Annotated in this window: 23 protein-coding genes; 14 read left to right on the top strand and 9 right to left on the bottom strand. The window is 74.0% G+C overall.

The features are described 5' to 3' along the window. Positions 1–4: 4 nt before the first annotated feature. The 4 genes from ACWIX3_RS22695 (at position 5) to ACWIX3_RS22680 (ending at position 3,522) form a co-directional block, all read left to right on the top strand. Positions 5–1,282, top strand: coding sequence for an MFS transporter (locus tag ACWIX3_RS22695; protein ID WP_448609612.1), 1,278 nt, complete (start codon positions 5–7; stop codon positions 1,280–1,282). A gap of 156 nt (positions 1,283–1,438) precedes the next feature. Next, complete coding sequence (locus ACWIX3_RS22690) at positions 1,439–1,633, top strand: DUF3046 domain-containing protein (RefSeq protein ID WP_448609611.1); 195 nt, start codon at positions 1,439–1,441, stop codon at positions 1,631–1,633. Positions 1,634–1,819: 186 nt separating this feature from the next. Then, positions 1,820–2,854, top strand: coding sequence for a recombinase RecA (gene recA / locus ACWIX3_RS22685; RefSeq protein ID WP_448609610.1), 1,035 nt, complete (start codon positions 1,820–1,822; stop codon positions 2,852–2,854). A 2-nt stretch (positions 2,855–2,856) separates the two neighbouring features. Beyond that, entirely contained in the window at positions 2,857–3,522 is a 666-nt protein-coding gene (locus tag ACWIX3_RS22680) for a regulatory protein RecX (protein ID WP_448609609.1), read from the top strand. 121 nt (positions 3,523–3,643) lie between these two features. On the opposite strand, the gene ctaD is transcribed toward ACWIX3_RS22680, so the two are convergent. The 6 genes from ctaD to ACWIX3_RS22650 all read right to left on the bottom strand — a co-directional run bounded on the left by ctaD (position 3,644) and on the right by ACWIX3_RS22650 (position 9,315). Next, entirely contained in the window at positions 3,644–5,404 is a 1,761-nt protein-coding gene (ctaD, locus tag ACWIX3_RS22675) for an aa3-type cytochrome oxidase subunit I (protein WP_448609608.1), read from the bottom strand. Positions 5,405–5,519: 115 nt separating this feature from the next. After that, positions 5,520–5,918, bottom strand: a complete 399-nt coding sequence (locus ACWIX3_RS22670; RefSeq protein ID WP_448609607.1) for a hypothetical protein — start codon at positions 5,916–5,918, stop codon at positions 5,520–5,522. Positions 5,919–6,017: 99 nt separating this feature from the next. After that, a complete protein-coding gene (locus tag ACWIX3_RS22665) occupies positions 6,018–6,923 on the bottom strand; it encodes an amino acid ABC transporter permease (protein ID WP_448609606.1) in 906 nt (301 codons plus the stop codon). After that, entirely contained in the window at positions 6,920–7,567 is a 648-nt protein-coding gene (locus ACWIX3_RS22660; RefSeq protein ID WP_448609605.1) for an amino acid ABC transporter permease, read from the bottom strand. The genes ACWIX3_RS22665 and ACWIX3_RS22660 overlap by 4 nt, the downstream gene beginning before the upstream one ends. An 80-nt stretch (positions 7,568–7,647) precedes the next feature. Continuing rightward, positions 7,648–8,538 (bottom strand): glutamate ABC transporter substrate-binding protein, encoded by an 891-nt coding sequence (locus ACWIX3_RS22655; protein ID WP_448609604.1) that lies wholly within the window; start codon positions 8,536–8,538, stop codon positions 7,648–7,650. A 21-nt stretch (positions 8,539–8,559) separates the two neighbouring features. Beyond that, positions 8,560–9,315 (bottom strand): amino acid ABC transporter ATP-binding protein, encoded by a 756-nt coding sequence (locus tag ACWIX3_RS22650; protein WP_448609603.1) that lies wholly within the window; start codon positions 9,313–9,315, stop codon positions 8,560–8,562. Between the two features lie 122 nt (positions 9,316–9,437). Between ACWIX3_RS22650 and miaB the strand changes: the two genes are divergently transcribed. Beyond that, a complete protein-coding gene (miaB, locus tag ACWIX3_RS22645) occupies positions 9,438–10,943 on the top strand; it encodes a tRNA (N6-isopentenyl adenosine(37)-C2)-methylthiotransferase MiaB (protein ID WP_448609602.1) in 1,506 nt (501 codons plus the stop codon). Positions 10,944–11,050: 107 nt separating this feature from the next. Here the strand turns inward: miaB and ACWIX3_RS22640 are convergent, their stop codons facing one another. After that, complete coding sequence (locus ACWIX3_RS22640) at positions 11,051–12,475, bottom strand: DUF349 domain-containing protein (RefSeq protein WP_448609601.1); 1,425 nt, start codon at positions 12,473–12,475, stop codon at positions 11,051–11,053. 40 nt (positions 12,476–12,515) lie between these two features. Here ACWIX3_RS22640 and ACWIX3_RS22635 point away from each other — a divergent pair, with 40 nt between their 5' ends. The 3 genes from ACWIX3_RS22635 (at position 12,516) to dapF (ending at position 15,071) form a co-directional block, all read left to right on the top strand. After that, positions 12,516–13,205 (top strand): hypothetical protein, encoded by a 690-nt coding sequence (locus ACWIX3_RS22635; RefSeq protein ID WP_448609600.1) that lies wholly within the window; start codon positions 12,516–12,518, stop codon positions 13,203–13,205. Then, the gene (miaA, locus tag ACWIX3_RS22630; RefSeq protein ID WP_448609599.1) at positions 13,202–14,125 is read left to right on the top strand and encodes a tRNA (adenosine(37)-N6)-dimethylallyltransferase MiaA; all 924 of its coding nucleotides are present in this window, start codon (positions 13,202–13,204) and stop codon (positions 14,123–14,125) included. The genes ACWIX3_RS22635 and miaA overlap by 4 nt, the downstream gene beginning before the upstream one ends. A gap of 73 nt (positions 14,126–14,198) precedes the next feature. Further along, positions 14,199–15,071, top strand: a complete 873-nt coding sequence (dapF, locus tag ACWIX3_RS22625; protein WP_448609598.1) for a diaminopimelate epimerase — start codon at positions 14,199–14,201, stop codon at positions 15,069–15,071. Between the two features lie 99 nt (positions 15,072–15,170). Here dapF and ACWIX3_RS22620 read toward each other — a convergent pair whose 3' ends face one another. Further along, positions 15,171–15,401: a hypothetical protein gene (locus tag ACWIX3_RS22620; protein WP_448609597.1), complete on the bottom strand. Its 231-nt coding sequence runs from the start codon at positions 15,399–15,401 to the stop codon at positions 15,171–15,173. A gap of 168 nt (positions 15,402–15,569) precedes the next feature. On the opposite strand from ACWIX3_RS22620, the gene hflX reads away from it, so the two are divergent. The 3 genes from hflX (at position 15,570) to ACWIX3_RS22605 (ending at position 18,877) form a co-directional block, all read left to right on the top strand. After that, entirely contained in the window at positions 15,570–17,060 is a 1,491-nt protein-coding gene (gene hflX, locus ACWIX3_RS22615) for a GTPase HflX (RefSeq protein WP_448609596.1), read from the top strand. Positions 17,061–17,118: 58 nt separating this feature from the next. Continuing rightward, entirely contained in the window at positions 17,119–17,850 is a 732-nt protein-coding gene (locus ACWIX3_RS22610) for a phosphatase PAP2 family protein (RefSeq protein WP_448609595.1), read from the top strand. A 73-nt stretch (positions 17,851–17,923) separates the two neighbouring features. Beyond that, complete coding sequence (locus ACWIX3_RS22605; protein ID WP_448609594.1) at positions 17,924–18,877, top strand: hypothetical protein; 954 nt, start codon at positions 17,924–17,926, stop codon at positions 18,875–18,877. Between the two features lie 44 nt (positions 18,878–18,921). Here the strand turns inward: ACWIX3_RS22605 and lexA are convergent, their stop codons facing one another. Continuing rightward, positions 18,922–19,713, bottom strand: coding sequence for a transcriptional repressor LexA (lexA, locus tag ACWIX3_RS22600; RefSeq protein WP_448609593.1), 792 nt, complete (start codon positions 19,711–19,713; stop codon positions 18,922–18,924). A 275-nt stretch (positions 19,714–19,988) separates the two neighbouring features. Here lexA and ACWIX3_RS22595 point away from each other — a divergent pair, with 275 nt between their 5' ends. From ACWIX3_RS22595 to nrdR, 3 genes are all read left to right on the top strand, one after another. Then, positions 19,989–20,660: a LysM peptidoglycan-binding domain-containing protein gene (locus tag ACWIX3_RS22595; RefSeq protein ID WP_448609592.1), complete on the top strand. Its 672-nt coding sequence runs from the start codon at positions 19,989–19,991 to the stop codon at positions 20,658–20,660. Positions 20,661–20,787: 127 nt separating this feature from the next. Continuing rightward, the gene (locus tag ACWIX3_RS22590; protein WP_448609591.1) at positions 20,788–21,459 is read left to right on the top strand and encodes a hypothetical protein; all 672 of its coding nucleotides are present in this window, start codon (positions 20,788–20,790) and stop codon (positions 21,457–21,459) included. Positions 21,460–21,884: 425 nt separating this feature from the next. Further along, positions 21,885–22,433 (top strand): transcriptional regulator NrdR, encoded by a 549-nt coding sequence (gene nrdR / locus ACWIX3_RS22585; RefSeq protein WP_448609590.1) that lies wholly within the window; start codon positions 21,885–21,887, stop codon positions 22,431–22,433. The last annotated feature ends 17 nt before the right edge of the window (positions 22,434–22,450 follow it).

The raw sequence follows: 22,450 nt of genomic DNA, 5'->3' as shown, positions 1-22,450 counted from the left end.
TGCCGTGCCCGCGCAGACCCGGGCCGTCGACCCGGTCGCCGTCCAGCGCCGGACCCTCGGCGTGCTCAGCGGTGGAGTCGCCCTGGGCGGGTTGGGCATCACGGTGGGCATCACCGTCGGCGGCCTCCTCGCCCGCGACGTGGCCGGCACCGAGACCGCAGCCGGTCTCGGCCAGACGGCCGGCGTGCTCGGGGCCGCGGTCGTCGCCGTGCCACTGGCGCGGATCAGCGACCGCGCCGGCCGGCGGGCGGGCCTGGCCGCCGGGTATGCGGTCGCCGTCCTCGGCGCCCTCGTGACGGTGGTCGCCGCGGTCGTCTCCTCGCTGCCGCTGCTGCTCGTTGGCCTGTTCGCCTTCGGCGCCGCCACCGCCTGCGGGCTGCAGGCGCGCTACGCCGCGGCCGACCTCGCCGTCCCGGAGCGCCGGGGGCGGGCGTTGTCCCTGGTGGTGTGGGCGACCACGGTCGGCTCGGTGGTCGGCCCCAACCTCGCCGGCCCCGGTGAGCAGCTCGGCGACCTGCTGGGGCTGCCGCCACTGACCGGCGCCTTCGCCGTCTCGGTGGCCGTGTTCGCCGTCGTCGCGCTGGGTCTGCTCGCCCTGCTGCGCCCCGACCCGCTGCTCCTGGCGCGGCAGCTGCGGGGCGCCGGGGCGAACCCCGGCCGGCCACGTCGGGCCACCACGGACGCCGTCCGGGCGGTGTGGGCCGATCCTCGCGGTCGGCTCGGCCTCACCGCGGTCGTGGTCTCCCACGCGGTGATGGTCGGCGTGATGGTCATGACGCCGGTGCACATGGGCCATGCCGGGGGCACCACGCTGCGCGTCATCGGCCTGGTCATCAGCGTGCACGTCGCCGGCATGTACCTGTTCTCCCCGCTGGTCGGGCTGCTGGCCGACCGGGCCGGGCGCCGCGCGACCGTCGCCGTGGGGGCGGTCCTGCTGCTGGCGGCGGCCGGGCTGGCGGGGACGGCGCCGTCCGGGGCGGCGCTGCAGCTGGGCGCCGGGCTGCTGCTGCTCGGGCTGGGGTGGTCCTGCGGGCTCATCGCCGGGTCCACCCTGGTCACCGAGTCGGTCGGCGAGGGGCGGCGACCCGCCGCGCAGGGCGGCACCGACCTGCTGATGGGCCTGGGGGCCGCGCTGGCCGGGGTCGCCGGCGGGCCGCTGCTGGCCCTGGGTGGCTACGGCCTGGTCGCGACGGTCTCGGCCGCGCTCGTGGTCCCGCTGGTGGTGGTGTGGGCGCGCACCGGGGAGCGCGGGGGAGCGGTGCCGGCTCAGCGGCCCCGGTAGTTGCGCCAGAGCAGGACCAGCGAGGCCAGGAGGGCCAGCGCGATCCCGATCTCGAGGACGAGGTCCAGGGTGGCCGAGCCGGTGCCGATCACCGCTCCAGCGTAGGAGGCCGGAGGCCCCGGCCGTCCTGCGCGCGTGCGCGCTAGCGTCGTGGTCGTGCGACTGCAGGAGTTCTGGTCCCGGCTCCGCGAGCAGTTCGGCTCCATGCGCGCCGAGAGCGTCGCCCGCGACCACGTCTTCTCCTCCCTCGGTGGTCGCAGCGCCATCGAGGCGATCGAGGCCGGGCTGCCGGTGCGGCGCGTCTGGCTGGCGATCTGCGAGGAGTTCGACGTGCCGCGCAAGGAGCGTTGACCCGGGGGAGCGGCGTGTCACGCTGGCAGTCGAACACACGTTCGGTCTAGATTGGGTGCCGCAGTCCACAGGCCGGGCGTTCCTCCACAGGTCGGCCGGATCCCCCGGAAGTGTCGGACCCCCGCTCTAGCGTCGACACCGACCCGCTCGAACACACGGCATCGCGACTTCCCGAAGGTGAGCACCATGGCAACGCTCGACCGCGACAAGGCCCTCGACATGGCCCTCGCCCAGATCGACAAGCAGTTCGGCAAGGGCTCGGTCATGCGGCTGGGCGACAACGCCGCACAGGCGATCAAGGTCATCCCGACCGGCTCGATCGCCCTCGACATCGCCCTCGGCATCGGCGGACTGCCGCGCGGCCGCGTCATCGAGGTGTACGGCCCCGAGGCCTCCGGCAAGACGACGGTCGCCCTGCACGCGGTGGCCAACGCCCAGGCCGCCGGCGGCATCGCGGCGTTCATCGACGCCGAGCACGCGCTCGACCCCGAGTACGCCCGCGCGATCGGCGTCGACACCGACGCGCTGCTGGTCAGCCAGCCCGACACCGGTGAGCAGGCGCTGGAGATCGCCGACATGCTCATCCGCTCCGGCGCGCTCGACGTCATCGTCATCGACTCGGTCGCCGCGCTGGTGCCCCGCGCCGAGATCGAGGGCGAGATGGGTGACAGCCACGTCGGTCTGCAGGCCCGGCTGATGAGCCAGGCGCTGCGCAAGATCACCGGTGCGCTGAACAACTCCGGCACCACCGCGATCTTCATCAACCAGCTGCGCGAGAAGGTCGGCGTCGTCTACGGCTCGCCGGAGGTCACCACCGGTGGTCGCGCGCTGAAGTTCTACTCGTCGGTCCGCCTCGACGTCCGGCGCATCGAGACCCTCAAGCAGGGCACCGAGGCGGTCGGCAGCCGGGTCCGGGTGAAGGTCGTCAAGAACAAGGTCGCCGCGCCGTTCAAGCAGGCCGAGCTCGACCTGCTGTGGGGTCAGGGCTTCAGCCGCGAGGGCGGTCTGATCGACGCCGGCGTCGAGCAGGGCTTCATCCGCAAGTCCGGCGCCTGGTACACGTACGAGGGCGACCAGCTCGGTCAGGGCAAGGAGAACGTCCGCACCTTCCTGCGGGACAACCCCGACCTCGCCGACGAGATCGAGAAGAAGGTCAAGGAGAAGCTGGGCATCGGTCCGAAGGTGGATGAGCCCGCGACGGCCGACCAGCCCGACTTCTGACGGTGGGCGGCTCGCCCGACGCCCGGGAGCGCTCGGCTCCCACGCGTCGACGCGGGCGGCGCTCCGGCTCGTCCCCTGACCCGGACGGTCCGGACGCCGCACCTCCGGCCGGCGGCCCGCACCCCCAGGACGACCCGGGCGACCCCGAGCAGGTCGCCCGCTCGATCTGCCTGCGGGCGCTGACCGGTGCACCCAAGACCCGTCAGCAGCTGGCCGACCTGCTGGCCAAGCGCGGGATCCCCGACGACATCGCAGAGGTCGTCCTCGACCGGTTCGGCGAGGTCGGGTTGATCGACGACGCCGCCTTCGCCCGGGCCTGGGTGACCTCCCGCCAGGCCGGACGCGGCCTGGCGCGGCGTGCGCTCAAGGCGGAACTGCGCGCCAAGGGCGTTGACGGCGAGGTCGCCGAGGAGGCGGTCGCGCTCGTCGACGACCAGGACGAGTGGGACGCGGCTCGACGGCTGGTCCAGCGCCGGCTACCCGGCCTGCGGCGGGTCGACCGGGTCACCGCCGAGCGGCGGCTGGTGGGGATGCTCGCTCGCAAGGGCTACGGCTCCGGCCTGGCCGGGTGGGTGGTCCGCGAAGCCCTCGACGAGGACCGGTCCGATGAGGACGCCGGGCAGCCCGGCGTGCACCAGGAGCACGGCCTGGACGCCTGGCTGCCCTGACCGGCCACCCGGTTCCGGGCCGTGGCGGCCGACTGACCGGTGAAGGACGACAGCGGCGACCGACCGGCGTGCCGGCGGTGGCCACGGGCGTCACATCGGTGAGTGCCGACCGGTCGTCGGCTCAGGTCGGGTCGGGGTCCCGGCTGCCCTGCCGGCCGCCCTCGCTGAGGCCGAGGTCGCTGACGCCGGCGTAGGGCTCGTGCCGCCGCCCGACGTGCTTCTCCCGCTCGAGACGGTCGATCAGGTGCGGGTAGTGCGCCTCGAACGCCGGCCGCTCGGAGCGGATCTTCGGGATCTCGGTGAAGTTGTGCCGCGGTGGCGGGGACGACGTCGCCCACTCCAGCGAGTTGCCGTGGCCCCAGGGGTCGTCCCGCAGCGCCAGAGGCCCGTAGCGCCACGAGTGCACGACGTTGTAGAGGAACGGGATCAGCGACGCGCCGAGGATGAAGGAGAAGATCGTCGAGACGGTGTTCAGCGTGGTGAACTCGTCGGTGGGCAGGTAGTTGACGTAGCGCCGGGGGAAGCCCTCGCCGCCGAGCCAGTGCTGCACCAGGAACGTGCCGTGGAAGCCGATGAAGGTCATCCAGAACTGCAGTTTCCCGAGGCGCTCGTCCATCATCCGGCCGCACATCTTCGGGAACCAGAAGTACATCCCCGCGTAGGCGGCGAACACGACGGTCCCGAAGACCACGTAGTGGAAGTGGGCCACGACGAAGTAGCTGTCGTTCAGGTGCCAGTCCAGCGGCGGGCTGGCCAGCAGGACGCCGGTCAGACCGCCCAGGAGGAAGGTGACCAGGAAGCCGATCGAGAACAACATCGGCGTCTCGAAGGTCAGCTGGCCGCGCCACATGGTGCCGATCCAGTTGAAGAACTTGATGCCGGTCGGCACGGCGATCAGGTAGGTCAGGAACGCGAAGAACGGCAGCAGTACCGCACCAGTCGCGTACATGTGGTGCGCCCACACGGTCACCGACAGGGCGCCGATGGCGATGGTCGCGAAAACCATGCCCTTGTAGCCGAACAGCGGCTTGCGGCTGAACACCGGGATGACCTCGGTGATGATGCCGAAGAAGGGCAGCGCGATGATGTAGACCTCGGGGTGCCCGAAGAACCAGAACAGGTGCTGCCACAGCATCGGCCCACCGTTCTCCTCCGAGTACACCAGCGCGCCCACCTGCCGGTCGGCCAGGAGGCCGAACAGGGCGGCGGTGAGGATCGGGAAGGCGAAGAGCACCAGCAGGCTGGTGATCAGCGTGTTCCAGGTGAAGATCGGCATCCGGAACAGCGTCATGCCCGGCGCCCGGAGGCAGACGATCGTGGTGGCGAAGTTGACCGCACCGAGGATCGTGCCCAGACCGCTGACCGCCAGGCCGGCGATCCACAGATCCGGTCCGGCACCGGGGCTGTTGGTGACGTTGGACAGCGGCGTGTAGGCGTACCAGCCGAAGTCGGCAGGGCCGCCCGGCGTGAGGAACCCACCCATCGCGAGCATCGAGCCGAAGAGGAACAGCCAGTAGGAGAAGGCGTTCAGGCGCGGGAAGGCGACGTCGGGTGCGCCGATCTGCAGCGGCATGATCAGGTTGCCGAACGCGAAAAACAGCGGCGTCGCGAAGAACAGCAGCATCGCCGTGCCGTGCATGGTGACCAGCTGGTTGTACTGCTCCGGTGACAGGTACTGCAGTCCGGGGCGGGCCAGCTCCCCGCGCATCAGCATCGCCATCAGCCCGGCGACGGCGAACCAGACGAAGGAGGTGGCCAGGTACATCAGGCCGATGGTCTTGTGGTCGGTGGTCCGCAGCAGGTTCGACAGCCGCGAGCCCCGCTCAGGTGCCGGCGTCGTGCTCGATCGCGTGAGGATGGGCTGCGGGGCCAGAGCGGTCATGCGGCGACTCCCAGGGGCGACCGCGCTCCTCCGGCTCGGAGCTGGTCTCCATGGTGACCCAACAACGCAGGTCAGGGAAGCCGGAACGCTCCCTCGCCGGGGGGCGGGCGCCTGGTCACTCCGCGCGGCGCGCGGCGGACGACCAGGCGGTCACGTCGACGGCGACGCCCTCCGCTGCGTCGTCGTCAGGCACCAGGCAGCTCCCCCCACGGCCGAGCTCGGAAGCCAGCCACGCACGAATCTGAAGGTCGAAGGCCCGCTCCGGTGCGGCGGCCGCGGAGCTCACCGGCCCGAGGAAGGTCAGGTCGGTCTCCGTGCCACCGGCGAAGCGCAGCACCACCCGGCACCGCGAGCGGCGGTGCCGGGCCGGCGGCACGACCTCCCGCACGACGGCGGTGTCAGCGCGGGCGGCAGCGGCCAGTGCGGAGGCGGAGGCGCGCAGCCGCGACACGAACTCCTGGGCGGGGTCCAGCGGTGCCGCCGGGCGGCGCACCGGCGCCGGGAGCGGGGGCACGGCGGGGCGAAGGGCGGTGTCCACGTCGCAGTTCTCGGCAGTCCGGCCGCCGGGCGGGACCGCCGGGCAGGACACAGCCGTCCCGTCCGGCGGCCGGTGTCACCGGACTGCCGGGACGACGCCGCCGCCACCGCCCATCTGCACGTCGGCGGGCAACTCGGTCGGCGTCGTGGCCGCCGTCTTCTCGTTGCCACGGGTGCGCCGCTCGACGTACCGCGCCAGCCACGACAGCACCAGGTTGATCGCGATGTAGATGACCGCGGCGGCGACGTAGAGCTGGAACGTGTACTGGTTGCCGAACTGCAGCGTGAAGAACTCCACCAGGCCACGCGCTCCGCGCAGGAGCTCGGGGAAACTGATGATGAAGCCCAGCGAGGTGTCCTTGAGCAGGACGACGAGCTGGGCGATGAGCACCGGCAGCATGCGTCGGACCGCCTGCGGGAGCAGCACCAGCGTCATGACCTGCGTCTTCCGCATGCCGAGCCCGTAGGCGGCCTCGCGCTGGCCGCGGTCCACCGACAGGATCCCGGCGCGGAAGATCTCGGCGAGCACCGCGGCGTTGTAGAGGACCAGGCCGCCCACGAGGGCCCAGAACGCGCTGAGCCGGATCCCGAACTTCGGGAGCAGGAAGTAGAGCGCGAAGATCAGGACCAGCAGCGGCACCGCGCGGAAGAACTCGATCGACGTGGTGACGACCACGCGGACCCAGCGGTGCTCCGAGAGCCGGCCGACCGCGAGCAGGAGACCCAGCAGAGTGGCGAGCACCATGCCGACGATCGCGACCTGGAGCGTGCGCAGCAGGGCCTGGCCGAGTGCCTGGGGCACCTGGCTGGCCGGATCGAACAGGACGGCCCAGCGCTGCGCCTCCAGCTGTCCGTTGCCGGCCAGGCGGACGAGCACGAGGGCGACGATCGCGAGGACGACGAGGACGCCGACCGCCGTGCCGATGCGGATGCGTCGGCGGGCCTTGGGTCCGGGTAGGTCGAAGAGGACGGGTGTCGTCATCGGACGATCGCCACCCGGTGCTCGATCCGGTTGACCGCCAGGGCCGACGGGACGGTGATCACCATGTACCCCACGACCACGCCGACGAGCACGAGCGTCAGGTCACCGGCGTCGGCGTTGACCAACCGGGGCAGCAGCGAGCTCAGGTCGCTCACCGAGAAGCCTGCTGCGATGGAGGTGTTCTTCACCATCGCGATCAGCACGTTGCCCAAGGGTGGGACCACGGTCCGGAACGCCTGGGGGAGGACCACCTCGCGGAGGGACTGCCCGAAGGTCAACCCGAGCGCCCGCGCGGCCTCGGCCTGGCCGCCCGACACCGCGTTGACTCCTGAGCGCACCGCCTCGCACACGAACGCGGCGGTGTAGAGGCCGACCGACAGGACGGCCCCCGGGAAGAAGCCGATGACGAAGTCGATCTGCGGCAGCCCGAAGATGATGAAGAAGAAGACCACCGTGAGCGGCGTGTTGCGGAAGGTCTCGACGTAGAAGGTGGCCAGGCCGCGCAGCGGGGGGATGGGGCTGACGCGCATCGCGGCGAGGAGGGTGCCGAGCACCAGCGCCAGCAGGCCGGCCAGCAGCGACAGACCGAGGGTGGTCAGGAACGCATCGAGGAACAGGTCGGCGTTCTCGCGTACGAAGTCCACGGCGCCTCCTCTCCGGGTCGGGACGGCGAAGCGCCGCCGGGCGGGAGGTCCCGCCCGGCGGCGTCAGGGGATCCGCTCGGTCAGTACCGGTCGATCGTCGGGGGCTCGGGAGCCGGCTCGCCGGTGATCGCGCCCGCGGTCCGGTCCCAGGCCGCGGCCCAGCTGCCGTCCTCGAAGGCCTGCTCGAGGGTGTCGTTGATGAAGCCGCGGAACTCGTCGTCGCCCTTCGTCAGCCCGATGCCGTACGGCTCCTGGGTGAAGGGGTTGCCCACCAGCTCGAAGGCACCCTGACCGCCCTGCACGAGGCCGGTGAGGATGACGTTGTCGGTGGTCACCGCGTCGACCTGGCCGTTGCGCAGCGCGTCGGCGCACTTGGAGTACACGTCGAACAGCGTCAGCTGGGCCTCGGGGTAGTTGTCCCGGATGTTCTGCGCCGGCGTCGAGCCCTCCACCGAGCAGACCCGCTTGCCGGCGAGGTCGTCCGGGCCCTCGATGGCCAGCGGGTTGCCCGTGGCGACCATGATGTCCTGGCCGGCCTCGTAGTAGGGCCCGGCGAAGTCGATGAGCTGCTTGCGGGCGTCGTTGATGGTGTAGGTGGCCACGACGATGTCGACGTCGCCGTTCTGGATGAAGGACTCCCGGTTGGCCGACACCGTCTCCTTCCACTCGATCTCCTCGGGGGCGATGCCCAGCTCACCGGCGACGATCTTGGCGACCTCGACGTCGAAGCCCTCGGGCACGCCCTGCGGGTTGGCCAGACCGAAGCCGGGCTGGTCGAACTTGGTGCCGACGGTGATCGTCCCGGCCTCGGCGAGCTCGGCCATCGTGCTCCCGGCCGGGAACTCGACGTCCTGCGCGACCTCGGGGGCGTTCGCGGTGGCCTCCGCGGCCTGCTGGCCGGCCTCGCTGGAACAGCCGGCGAGCACGAGGCCCAGGGCCCCGAAGGTGGCGGCGTAGCGGGTGATGCGCATGTGCGTTCCTCTCTACCGGGCTCAGTGGGTGAGGATCTTCGCGAGGAAGTCCTTGGCCCGGTCCGACTGCGGGTTGGTGAAGAAGGTCTCGGGGTCGGCGGACTCGACGATCCGGCCGCCGTCCATGAACACGACCCGGTTGGCCGCCCGGCGGGCGAAGCCCATCTCGTGGGTGACGACGACCATCGTCATGCCGTCGCGGGCCAGCGCGGTCATCACGTCGAGGACCTCGTTGATCATCTCGGGGTCCAGCGCGGAGGTCGGCTCGTCGAACAGCATGACCTTGGGGTCCATCGCCAGCGCGCGGGCGATGGCGACGCGCTGCTGCTGACCGCCGGAGAGCTGCGCCGGGTACTTGTTCGCCTGCGCACCGACCCCGACGCGGTCCAGCAGCTCGCGGGCGCGCCGCTCGGCCTCGCCCTTGCTCTGCTTGCGCACCTTGACCGGGCCGAGGGTGACGTTCTCCAGCACGGTCTTGTGGGCGAAGAGGTTGAAGCTCTGGAACACCATGCCGACGTCGGCGCGCAGCCGGGCCAGCTCCTTGCCCTCCTCGGGCAGCCGCTGACCGTCGATGGCGATCTCGCCGGAGTCGATGGGCTCGAGCCGGTTGATCGTCCGGCACAGCGTCGACTTCCCGGAGCCGGACGGGCCGATGACCACGACAACCTCGCCGCGGTCGATCGACAGGTCGATGTCCTGCAGGACGTGCAGTTCGCCGAACCACTTGTCGACCCCGGACAGGCGGACGAGAGGCTCTCCGGCAGTACGGCTGGTCACCCGGCAGACCCTAAGGGCGGCTGAGGACGCCGGACGGAACCGACGATCACGAAGCCGTAACGAAGCCGCTGGTCACGGAGCCCGGCGAGGGGATGCGTCACCCGCCGTACCCTCGATCCGTCATGACGAGCGATCTCGACCGCAGCGCCCAGCCCGCCCCTGCGCGGACCTACCGGGTCCGCACCTACGGCTGCCAGATGAACGTGCACGACTCCGAGCGGCTCTCCGGCCTCCTGGAGTCCGCCGGCTACAGCGCCGCCTCCGAGGGGGAGGACGCCGACGTCGTCGTCCTCAACACCTGCGCGGTGCGGGAGAACGCCGACAACCGGCTCTACGGCAACCTCGGCCACCTCCGCCCGGTCAAGGACGCCCGCCCCGGTATGCAGATCGCCGTCGGCGGGTGCCTGGCGCAGAAGGACCGCGGCGAGATCGTGCGCCGCGCGCCGTGGGTCGACGTCGTCTTCGGCACCCACAACGTCGGCTCGCTGCCGGCGCTGCTGGAACGGGCGCGGCACAACGCCGAGGCGCAGGTGGAGATCGCCGAGGCGCTCGAGGTCTTCCCGTCGACGTTGCCGGCCAAGCGGGACTCCGCCTACTCCGGCTGGGTGTCGATCAGCGTCGGGTGCAACAACACCTGCACGTTCTGCATCGTCCCGGCGCTGCGCGGCAGGGAGATGGACCGCCGCCCCGGCGAGATCCTGGCCGAGCTGCAGGCCCTGGTGGAGCAGGGCGTGCTCGAGGTGACCCTGCTCGGGCAGAACGTCAACGCCTACGGCGTCGAGTTCGGTCAGCAGGGGGCCTTCGCCGACCTGCTGCGCGCGGCGGGGCGGATCGAGGGCCTGGAGCGCATCCGCTTCACCAGCCCGCACCCGCGGGAGTTCACCGACGACGTCATCGCCGCGATGGCCGAGACGCCGGCGGTCTGCCACCAGCTGCACATGCCGCTGCAGTCGGGGTCCGACGACGTCCTGCGCCGGATGCGCCGCGCCTACCGGCAGGAGCGCTACCTCGGCATCCTCGACCGGGTGCGGGCCGCGATGCCCGACGCAGCGATCACCACGGACATCATCGTGGGCTTCCCCGGCGAGACCGAGGCCGACTTCGAGCAGACCCTCGAGGTGGTGCGCCAGGCCCGGTTCGCCAGCGCGTTCACCTTCCAGTACTCGAAGCGCCCGGGCACGCCCGCCGCCGAGATGGAGGGGCAGCTGCCCAAGGAGGTGGTGCAGGAGCGCTACCTCCGGCTGACCGCCCTGCAGGACGAGATCAGCTGGGCCGAGAACCGAGCGCAGGTCGGGCGGGCCGTCGAGCTGCTGGTCGCCGCGGGGGAGGGCAGCAAGGACGCCCGCACCGGGCGGCTGTCGGGCCGCGCCCGCGACGGCCGGCTGGTGCACTTCACGGCGACGGACGGCGGTGCCGACGGGGAGGTGCGCCCCGGTGACGTGGTCGAGACCGTGGTGACCCAGGCCGCGCCGCACCACCTGGTCGCCGACGGGCCGCTGCGGTCGCACCGGCGCACCCGTGCCGGGGACGCGCACGAGGCCGGCACCCGCCCGACCACCCCGGGCGTGCTGCTCGGGATGCCGCAGGTCGGCGCCCCGGCTCCGCTGGCCCCGGCCGGGGGCTGCTGAAGCGGACTCCCTTCCCCCCACCCCTCGCATGCTCGGCGCGGTGCCCTGAAGGGGCCGGGGTGCACGAGGGGCCCCGCCCGGCTGGACGGGGCCCCTCGTACACCCGCTCAGCGGCGGGAGGCCGACTTCTCCGCCTCGGCCAGCCACTCCCGGCGGGTGGCCAGGTTCGCCCGGGCCTCCTCGATCCGGCGGGTGTCGCCGGCGGCCTCGGCCTTGGCCAGCTGCTCCTCGGCCTTGGTGACCGCCTGCCGCATCGAGGTGACCATCGGGTTCTCCGGAGCCGCCCGCGGGCGGGAGGGGTCGACGGCGCCGCGGATGCGCTGCTCGACGGCCTGCATCCGGTCCTCCAGCTGGCGCATCGCGCCGCGCGGCACGTGGCCGATGGCGTCGTAGCGCTCCTGCAGCTTGCGCAGCACGTTCTGCGCCGTGCGCAGGTCGTTGGACGGGTCGAGCTTCTCGGCCTCGGCGAGGATCTCCTCCTTGGCCTGCTGGTTGGCCAGCTGCTCGGCGTTGCGGGCCTTGTCCGACTCGGCCCGGGCGGTGAAGAAGACGTCCTGTGCGGCGCGGAACTGCTTCCACAGGTCGTCGTCGCCGTCGCGGCCGGTGCGCGGGACGGCCTTCCAGCGGTCCATGAGGCTGCGCATCGCGGCGGAGGTGGGCCCCCAGTCGGTGGACGTGGACAGCCGCTGCGCCTCGGCGATCAGCTCCTGCTTGGCCGCGCGGGCCTCACCGCGCTGGGCGTCGAGGGCGGCGAAGTGCGCGCCGCGGCGGCGGCCGAAGGCGTCGCGCGCGGCGGCGAAGCGGCTCCACAGCGCCTCGTCGGTCTTGCGGTCGATGCCGCGGATGGTCTTCCACTCCTCGACGATGGCCTTGAGCCGGTCCCCGGCGGCCTTCCACGAGGTCGACTCCGCGGCGATCTGCTCGGCCTCGGCGGCCAGCGCCTCCTTGCGGGCGATCTGAGCCGCTCGGGCAGCCGCCTTCTCGGCGCGCGACTCGGCGGCGGCCTCGTCCGCGGTGCCGACCATCGCACGGGCACGCGCGGCCAGGGAGTCGAGGTCGCCCACGGCGGTGGCGGCGGGGATCGACTCGGCCAGCGCCTGGGCCTTGGCCTTGATCTCGCCGGGGTTGCCGGTGTGCGCCCGGAGCCGCGCCTCGAGCAGCGACACCTCCGTGGCGAGGTCGTCGTAGCGCCGGGCGTAGTGGGCCAGCCCCGCCGCCGGGTCGCCCGCCTGCCACGAGCCGACGGCGCGCTCGCCCTCGGCCGTGCGGACGTAGACCGTCCCGTCCTCGTCCACGCGGCCCCACCGGGCGGGGTCGGACGCCGGGGTGGCGTCTGCGGGCGGGTGGGGGACGGCGGGCTGCGCTGCGGGGGCCTCCGGCGCGGTGGACCCTGCGGTCGGGTCGGCTACCGCGGCGTCGTCGGGGGTGGGCGCGGCCGGCGTCCCCGCCTCGGGGGCGACCGCCTCGGATCCGGCCGTCGGCGGCTCGGGCAGCTGCTGCTCGGGGGTTCCGGCGTTCTCCGTGCTCGACACGTCCCGGAGTGTCCCACGACGCATCCGGGACACTGCTGCGGTGAGCTCGGTCCCGGCCGCCGTCGCCTTCTGCCCCTGCCCGCCGCTGCTGGTGCCGGCGGTGGCCGGGCGGGCCGCGCAGGACACCGCCGCCCTGCGCACGGCCTGCGCGACCGCGGTGGACGCGGTGCTGGCCCCCCGCCCGGAGGTCGTCGTGGTTGTCGGCGGTGAGGAGGACTGCGGGCGGTTCGGGGAGGGCGACGGCGGGGACCTGCGCGGCTTCGGTGTCGACCTCGACGTCCCCTTCGCCGGCCGGGCCCGTCCCGGCGGGCGCCGCACGCCACTGGCCCACACGATCGGCGCCTGGTTGCTCGACGAGGCCGGGTACGGCGGCGTCCGCCTCGGGGTCGGTCCCGAGGACCTCGCCGCCGCGCTGGCCGGCCTGCCCGGGCCGGTCGCCGTCCTGGCGATGGGGGACGGCTCGGCGCGGCGCTCGCTCAAGGCTCCCGGCCACCTCGACGCGGCGGCGCAGCCGCACGACGAGGCCGTCGCCGCCGCGCTGGCCGCCGGGGACCCGGGTGCCCTCGCGGCGCTCGACCCCGCGGAGGGCGCCCGGCTGCTGGCTGCAGGCGTGCCCACCTGGCGCGCGGTCGGCGCCGTGCTGACCGGCCGGGAGGTCAGCGGCCGGCTGCACGCGCACGAGGCACCCTTCGGCGTCGGCTACCTGGTGGCCGACTGGCGCCTGCGATGACCTCCCAGCCGCCCGTGGTCGCGCTCGTGGGCCCCACCGCCACGGGCAAGACCGCGCTCGGCGTCGCCCTGGCGCACCGGCTGGGCGGCGAGGTGGTCAACGCCGACTCGATGCAGCTCTACCGCGGCATGGACATCGGCACCGCCAAGCCCGACGCCGCCGAGCGGGGCGGCGTGCCGCACCACCTGCTCGACCTGTGGCACGTCCGGCAGGCGGCATCGGTGGCCGAGTACCGGCGGCTGGCGCGCGCCGAGGTGGACCGGCTGCGGGCGGCCGGGGTGGTGCCGCTGCTGGTCGGCGGCTCCGGGCTCTACGTGCGCGCCGTCCTCGACGAGCTGGAGTTCCCGGGTACCGACCCCGCGGTACGGGCCCGGCTGGAGACCGAGCTGGCCGAGGCCGGCCCGGCCGCGCTGCACGCCCGCCTCGCCGCGGTGGACCCGGACGCCGCCGCGGCGGTGCTGCCCAGCAACGGACGGCGGATCGTGCGGGCGCTGGAGGTCGTCGAGATCACCGGCGGGCCGTTCCGCGCGACGCTGCCCGAGCCGCGGCCGCACTACCCGGCAGTCGTCGTCGGCCTGGACCGCGGACCGGCCGAGCTCGACGAGCGGGTCGCCCTGCGGGTGGACCGGATGTGGGCGGCGGGGTTCGTCGACGAGGTGGCGGCGCTGGCCGCCGACGGGCTGCGCGAGGGGGCGACGGCGTCCCGCGCCCTCGGCTACGCACAGGTGCTGGCCCAGCTCGACGGCACGCTCGCACCCGACGAGGCACGGGAGCGCACGGTCAGCGCCACCCGCCGCTTCGTGCGCCGGCAGCGCTCCTGGTTCCGTCGCGACCCGGCGACCACCTGGCTCGACGCCGCCCGGCCCGACCTGGTGGAGGCGGCGCTGGGGCTGATCACCGCTCGTACCCTGGACGGGTGAGCGGCTTCGCGAGCTCACCCATGGATCCAGCAGTGCCACGGACGTGGCCGACGAGCGCCAGCGAGGAGGGCTCGTGAGAGCGCACCGGGTGCTGATCGGCCACGGCACGGAGAACGACTTCGTCGTCCTGCCCGACCCCGACGGCACCGGCTGGCCGGAGAGCCGGCTGGACGCCCGGATGGTCCGGCGGCTGTGCGAGCGCCGCGCCGGTCTCGGTGGGGACGGCGTGCTGCGCGTCGTCCGCAGCGAGCACGTGCCCGACGCCCCCGCCGTCCTCGGGGAGGCGCTCGGCCGGTGCGAGTGGTTCATGGACCACCGCAACGCCGACGGCTCGACCGCCGAGATGTGCGGCAACGGGATCCGGCTGTTCCTCCACGTGCTGGTCACCGAGGGCCTGGTCGCCCGGGACGCCTGCGCCGACGGCATCTGGGTCGGCACCCGGGGCGGGCCCCGGCGCGTGGGCGCTGCGGCCGACGGCGGCTACTGGGTGGACATGGGTCCGGCCCGGCCGTTCGGCGCCGGCACCGCCGAGCTCGGGGGTGCGGCGTTCCCCGGGCGCGCGGTCTCGATGGGCAACCCGCACCTGGCCTGCCTCACCGACGTCGACGTCGACACCCTCGACCTCACGACGGCGCCCACGGTCGACGCGGGGCTGTTCCCGGACGGCGTGAACGTCGAGTTCGTCAACGTCGTCGAGGAGGGGCGGCACGTGCGGCTGCGGGTGTCCGAGCGCGGGGTGGGGGAGACCCGCTCGTGCGGCACGGGCGCCTGCGCTGCGGCCTGGGCGGCGCTGGAGGCCGCCGGCGCGGCGACGGGCACGGTCACCGTCGACGTCCCCGGCGGCCGGCTGGGTGTGACCGTCGACGAGCGGACGACGGTGCTGTCCGGTCCCGCGGTCGTGGTGGCGGCCGGCGAGCTCACCCCGGAGTGGCTCCGGGCCAGGTGACGTCCCGGAACGGCCCCGGGAACGTGCTGGAACGGCCCTCCTGCAGGGTCCCGCCGCGAGCCTGCGAATGGCGGGCGGCAGGAGGGCCCACTTTCAGGTTCAGTCCCGGGTGTTCTCCGTCTCCTGCGGGGACTCCGGCACCATCGACTGGCCGGCGATGCCGGGGCTGCCCTCGGGCTCACCGCGGCCGCTGTCCTGGTCCGGTCCGCCGCTCGTGCTGCCCAGGCCGCCGGACAGCGGGTTGCGCGGCGGGTTGAGGCCCTTGGGATCCCGGCCCGGGTCGTCGAGCTCCTCGTTCGTCCCTGCGGCGCTGCTGCCCGTCTCGCTCATCTCGCGCCTCCTCGTGTGGTCGGTCGTCGCCCTCCGCTCTACCCGGTCGCGACCCGGCCACGCGTACCGGGATGGTCCGCCGCGGCCGCGGTGTTGTACCAGCCGATGACACGAGCGCAGGAGACAACTCGGATGCCCCAGGTGCTGGGGTCTGCCACGCTGGAGACGATGACGACCGCACAGAACCGCGCAGTGCTCGCCGACGCCGAGGAACGCGCCCTGCGGGCCGCGCCGACGCCCGCCGAGGAGGCACCCCGCCCCGACGACGGGGGGGACGAGCCGGACGACACGACCGGCTCCTACGCGCTCGAGGCCCGCGGTGCGCTGCGCCGCGTCGCCGGCCTGTCCACCGAGCTCGCCGACGTCACCGAGGTCGAGTACCGCCAGCTGCGCCTCGAGCGCGTCGTGCTGGTCGGCGTCTGGACCGAGGGCACCCAGGTCGACGCGGACCGCTCGCTGGGCGAGCTGGCCGCGCTGGCCGAGACCGCCGGCTCGCAGGTCCTGGAGGCGGTGAGCCAGCGGCGCGACAAGCCCGACGCCGGCACCTACGTCGGGTCGGGCAAGGCCGCCGAGATCCGCGACATCGTCGCCGCGGCCGGCGCCGACACCGTGATCTGCGACGGCGAGCTGACGCCGGGCCAGCTCAACGCGCTGGAGAAGATCCTCAAGGTCAAGGTGGTCGACCGGACCGCGCTGATCCTCGACATCTTCGCCCAGCACGCCTCCAGCCGGGAGGGCAAGGCGCAGGTCGAGCTGGCGCAGATGCAGTACATGCTGCCGCGGCTGCGCGGCTGGGGTGAGTCGCTGTCCCGGCAGGCCGGTGGCCGCGTCGCCGGCGGTGGCGGCATCGGTACCCGTGGCCCCGGTGAGACGAAGATCGAGACCGATCGGCGGCGGATCCGCGCGCGGGTGAGCAAGCTGCGCCGGGAGATCGCCGGCATGGCCACCGCCCGGGCTACGCAGCGCTCGTCCCGCGGGCGCAACGCCGTCCCCAGCGTGGCGATCGCCGGGTACACCAACGCCGGCAAGTCGAGCCTGCTCAACCGGCTCACCGGTGCCGGCGTGCTGGTCGAGAACGCGCTGTTCGCGACCCTGGACCCGACGGTGCGCCGGGCGCAGTCCCCGGACGGCCGCGAGTACACGCTCACCGACACCGTCGGCTTCGTGCGACACCTGCCGCACCAGCTGGTCGACGCGTTCCGCTCCACGCTGGAGGAGGTGGCCGCCGCCGACCTGCTGCTGCACGTCGTCGACGGCTCCGACCCCGACCCGCTGGGGCAGATCGAGGCGGTGCGCGTCGTCCTCGGTGAGATCGACGCCGCGGCCGTCCCGGAGCTCATCGTCGTCAACAAGGTGGACGCGATGACCGAAGAGGACGTCCTCACCCTGCGCCGTGCCCTGCCGGGTGCGCTGTGGGTCTCGGCCCGCACGGGTGCAGGCATCGAGCAGCTGCGAGAGATCCTGGCCGCCCGGCTGCCGCACCCCGAGGTCGAGGTCGACGTGCTGGTGCCCTACGACCGCGGCGACCTGGTGGCCCGGGTGCACCGGGACGGCGAGGTGCTGAAGGAGACCCACGAGGCCGGGGGTACCCGGCTCAGCGCTCGGGTGGACGGCGCCCTCGCCGCCGCCCTCGAGGGGTTCGCGGCGCCCGTCAGCTGACACGCTCGCTCGATCGAGCGAGGTCACGATCAGGTCACGGCCCGGTACCGTGGCCGGCGTGACCAGCGGCGCGGTGCGGCGGCGTCCGGGGGCGACCCCGCTCGACGCCGCCGACACCGGCGTCCCCGTCGGCCGCCCGCCGCGGTGGCTCCTGGTGGTCGCCTTCGTGGTCACGGTCGCGGTGACCGTCGACCTGCTCGGCCGGGGCGTGCTCGAGCGGATGGACCTGAGGGTCTCCGAGGTGGTCAGCGCCTGGGACCTCAAGGACTCCGCCGCCTACTGGCCGGTGTGGGCGGTGACCCAACTGGGTGGGCGCGGCTTCATCCTCATCGTCCTGGCCGGGCTCGTCGGCTACCTCGGGTGGCGGTTCCGCACGGTGGTGCCGCTGCTGCGGGTGCTGCTCGCGCTGGTCCTGCTGACCCTCGTCGTCTACTCGTTCAAGTACGGCACGGGCCGGACGGCGCCGGCCTACCCCGGGTCGTTCTTCCACCGGGACGGTGCGTCCTACCCCTCGGGGCACGTCGCCAACGCGGTGCTCATGTGGGGAGTGGCACGCTGGCAGGTGGTCGAGTACCGCCTCGCGGCATGGGCGCAGCAGACGGCCCGGGCGTTGAGCGTCGCCGGCCCGGTGGCCACCGGGGTGGCCATGGTGTCCCTGGACTTCCACTGGGTCACCGACGCCGTGGTCGGGGCGGCCGTCGGCCTCCTGCTGCTGGGCGTGGTTCACCTACTGGACGCGGTCGTGGTGTCACGCTGGGTCGGTGCCCGAGCTGGCCGGTCCTCCGCGTAGCGGGGTCGGAGGGCGACGTCTGACGGCCGGGACCGGTCTCGCGCTGACGCTCGTCCTCGGCTCCGCCCTGCCGGTGTCCGCACAGCCGGCCGACCCGGCAGCACCGGGAACGCGCTGCCAGCTGACCGACCCCCGTCTGCCCGAGGTCTCCGGGCTGGTCGAGGTGGGCGACCGGATGCTGGCGCACAACGACGGCGGCGACTCGCTCGAGGTCTACGTGCTCGACGCGACGTGTGCCGTGGTCACCGTGCACTCCGCGCCGGTGGACCCCTACGACCCGGAGGACCTGGCGCTGGCCGTCGACGGAACGGTGTGGCTCGCGGACACCGGCGACAACAACGGGACCCGGACGACGGTGGCGCTGCTGGCCCTGCACGCCGACAGCAGCAGTTCCGTCTACCGGCTCGCCTACCCCGACGGTCCACGGGACGTCGAGGCACTGCTGCTCGCGCCCGACGGGACGCCCTACCTGGTGACCAAGGAGGTGCTCGGCGCCAGCGCGGTGTACCGGCCGGTGTCGGCCCTCGTGGAGGACGGCACCGTCGGCCTCACCCAGGTCGGCGGCGTGGACTTCGTGCTCACCGGGACGCCGGGTGGCCCGGTCGGTCGCGCTGGACAGCTCATGGTCACCGGCGGCGCGGTCTCGCCCGACGAGCGGTGGATCGCGCTGCGGACCTACACCGACGCCTACGTCTGGTCGCTGACCGGCTCCGACGTGGTGGGTGCGCTGGCGGGGGAGCCGCGCCGGGTCGCGCTGCCCGAGGCGGCCCAGGGCGAGGCGATCAGCTTCACAGGGGACTCCTCGGGCCTCGTCGTGGCGGGGGAGGGCCTGCCCAGCGACGTCACCGTGGTCCCGCTGCCGGCCGAGGCGGCTCCCCCGCCGGGGACGACGTCCGCGGAGGGCACGGTCTCCGGACTGCGCTCGGGCGGGCACGGGCCGCCGCCGGTCGCAGCCGCGGTCGCCGCGGCCGTCGTCGCCGGCCTGATCGTGTGGCTCGGCGGCGTGTTCGTCCGCCGGCGCGACTGAGAGGGCCGGCCGCCCGCGACCGTCGCCGCGCCGGCGGGACCGGGTCAGACCCGGCGAAGCACCGTGACGACGCGGCCGAGCACGGTGGCGTCGTCGCCGGGGATGGGCTCGTACGCGGGGTTGTGCGGCAGCAACCACACGTGCCCGTCACGCCGCTTGTAGGTCTTCACCGTCGCCTCGCCGTCGATCATGGCGGCGACGATCTCGCCGTTCTCCGCGGTCGGCTGCTGCCGCACGACCACCCAGTCGCCGTCGCAGATGGCCGCCTCGACCATCGAGTCACCGGTGACCTTGAGCATGAACAGCGTGCCCTCGCCCACCAGCTCGCGGGGGAGCGGGAAGACGTCCTCGACCGCCTGCTCGGCCAGCACCGGGCCACCGGCGGCGATCCGGCCGACGAGCGGGACGTAGGTGGGGACGGGGGTCTCCTCGGCGCCGGCGGGGGCGACCACCGTGGGCGCTGGGCCGCCCGGGGTGTCGCCGGGCAGGCGCACGTCGAGCGCGCGCGGGCGGTTCGGGTCGCGGCGCAGCCAGCCCTTCTTCTGCAGCACGCTGAGCTGGTGGGCCACCGATGAGGCCGACGACAGTCCGACTGCCTCGCCGATCTCACGCACCGAGGGCGGGTAGCCGCGCCGCTCGATCGAGTCGCGGATCACCTCGAGGACGCGCCGCTGCCGCTGGGTGAGCCCGTCGCCGGCCTCGCCCCGGTCGGGGAAGGTGCGCACCGATGCCGCCTCGGCCGCCTCCGGTGGGGCGGTCCGGCTGCCCGACGCGCGACGCGACGAGCCGCCTCTGCCCCGGACACCGCTGCCCGACGTCCCCCTGGTGCCCGCCACGTCTCCTCCTCGCCGGCCGTGCCGCCACGGCCCCGTCGTCCTGCGCCCGCCCGGGGAGCCGGACGGGCCGGCCCCGGCCCCGCCGACGCCCTCGCGGCGACGGCGGACGGGTGCTGATCGGGACGGTAGCGCCTCGGCGGCGGTAGTTCAAACGTGTGTTCGAAACGAGGTGCGGTGTCGTGTCGACCCCGTCGGCGGGATGCGGTAGACATCGGACATGCGTTCGATCGAACGTGCGTTCGATCGGTGCCCGGGTCGACGGAGGAGGAGTGGTCATGGCGAGCGTGCGGCAGGCCGTGCTTGAGTTCGACGCCGCGGTGCAGGTCCCGTGGCGACCGTTGCTCGTGTCGCCGGACGGCGGCCGCGGAGCCGGAGCCGACCGGGCGGCGCGGACCGCGGTCCCGTCCGGGCGTGCCGCGCGGATGCTGGCCGCGCCGGGCCTGGCCGGGACCGGACTCCGCGTCGCCGGCCACCTGCGGCCGGTCCCCGACCGCCCGGCGGGCCCGGAGTCGCGGGCCGCGGAGCCGGTGGGGCCGCTCCGGGGCGCGGGCCGGGCCCCGGCGCGCCGGGAGCCGAGTGGCCCTCCTACCCCGTCGCGGGCGGTGCCGGCACGCGCGGTGCGCGGCGGCTGCGCCTCTCCGGGACGCGCCGCGTCCCCCCGGCTGCGCCTGACCCGTCGGGGGCGCCGGCTGGTGCTCGCCCTGGTGCTCGGCGGCGCCGTCGCGCTCGGCTCGGTGGTCGCGCCCCTCGGCGGCGGAGGCGACAGCGGGCTGCGGCTGGCCGGCGAGAGGAGTGTCGTCGTGGAGCCGGGCGACACGGTGTGGTCGATCGCGGGAGAGGTCGCCGGCACCGACCATGACGTGCGCACGGTGGTCGACGCCATCGAGGAGCTCAACGACCTCGAGGGCTCGGTCGTGGTCCCCGGTCAGGTTCTGGAGCTGCCCTGACCGGCACGGCCGGGTCGTCCGGTCAGGGCTCGGTCGAGGAGCGACAAGGGGCGGCGCCGATGTTCGTCAACCCCTCGTGCCGAGTCGCTGACGCTCGGTGGCAGGTGATCGATCTACGGTCGGGTCCGTGTCAGCGATCTCAGGCAGCCGGGCCGCCGTCTTCACGCAGCAGTCGCAGAACTGCGAGGTGTTCGTCGACGGCGCCTGGTGGCCGGGCTCGCTGCTGGGGTGGCGTCACGACGGTGAGGGCGCGTGCCGGATGTGGGTGCGGGTGACCGTGGCCGGCGTCGACCGCGAGACCTGGACCGATCTGGCCGAGGTGCGCCTGCCCGAGGCCCGGCCGGCGCCGGCGCTGGGCCCCGACGGCGGCGTCGACCCCTTCGCGGGCCTCGGCGAGAAACTGCTGCCCGGAGCCTCGGCCGCTCCGCTGCTGTCGCTGAGCGAGGCCGCCGCCCGTGAGCAGCGGGTGGCCGGCGTCGTCCCCGGCTCGGCTCCGGCCGCCGGACGCCGTCGCCGCCGTCACGGTGGCGACGTGACCGCCGAGCAGCCCGCCGTCCACGGCCCGTCCGCCGGCCGGCACCGCGCCGGGCGTCACCGGGCGTCCGACGGCGCAGTGCAGCCGGAGGAGACGCGGGACGCGGAGCCGAGTGACGCGGAGCCGAGTGACGCGGAGCCGAGTGACGCGACGGTGCTCATGCCGCGTGCCACCGAGGCCGACTGCCTGACCCGCCCGCTGCGCCTCGGCGACCGCGTGGCCCGTCCTCGGCTCCCGCGACCCGGTGGGGCACTCCGCGCCTGACGCCGGTCGTCCCTGCGCCTCCACATGCGCACCCCGTCCTCCTGCGGAGCGCCGGCCGCTGCCGGCTGCCCGCTACACCCGACCGACGTGTCGCGCGACCGCTGCGGCGCGTTCCCGGCGTGTCGCCGGGACGGCTGTGACGACTGAGCGCGGGTGGTCACGAAGTCGTCTCGACGGACGACGCGCCTTGCGTTCCGGCTTGCAGATCTAGTGGAGGCGGACCTAGGGTTCCCCTACATCTAGTAGTTGCACCGTTGTGAGTCCGTCCACAGGCCGGTCCTCAGGTCCTCCCCACGACGTCCACCGGATGTCCCCAGGGAGGTCCACAGCCGGCCTCCCGGCCCGTCGCTCCGACCGCTCGCGCAGTCGCCGTGGCGTCCGGGCGGACGAGCACCGGAGCGCGTCACGAGGGGAGGGGATCTGCCGTGCGCTGCCCCTTCTGCCACAACCCGGACAGCCGCGTCATCGACTCGCGCGAGGCCGACGAGGGGGCGACCACCCGCCGCCGCCGGTCGTGCCCCGCGTGCGGGCGGCGCTTCACCACGGTGGAGGAGGCCGTCCTCGCCGTCGTCAAGCGCAGCGGCGTGAGCGAGCCGTTCAACCGCAGCAAGGTGGTGGCCGGCGTCCGCCGCGCCTGCCAGGGGCGGCCGGTCGACGAGGACCAGCTGCAGCAGCTCGCCCAGCAGGTCGAGGACGCCATCCGGGCCACGGGCGCGGCGGAGGTGCCCAGCCACGAGGTGGGGCTGGCCATCCTCCGGCCGCTGCGGGAGCTGGACGAGGTCGCCTACCTGCGCTTCGCCAGCGTCTACCGCGCCTTCACCTCGGTCGAGGACTTCGAGAAGGAGATCACCGAGCTGCGGGCCCGGCACATCGCCGCCGGTACCCCGCCACTGCCTGGCATGCAGGACCCGCCGGTCCGCCGGCGGGGTGGGGGGCGCGGCCAGGCCGCCTCCGACGCCAGCCCCGGTCGATGACGCCCGCCGCTGTCGCC

It is taken from the genome of Geodermatophilus sp. URMC 60, from assembly GCF_053502585.1.
Note: the sequence above shows the minus strand (reverse complement) of the source record. Positions and strands in the feature narration are given on the sequence as shown.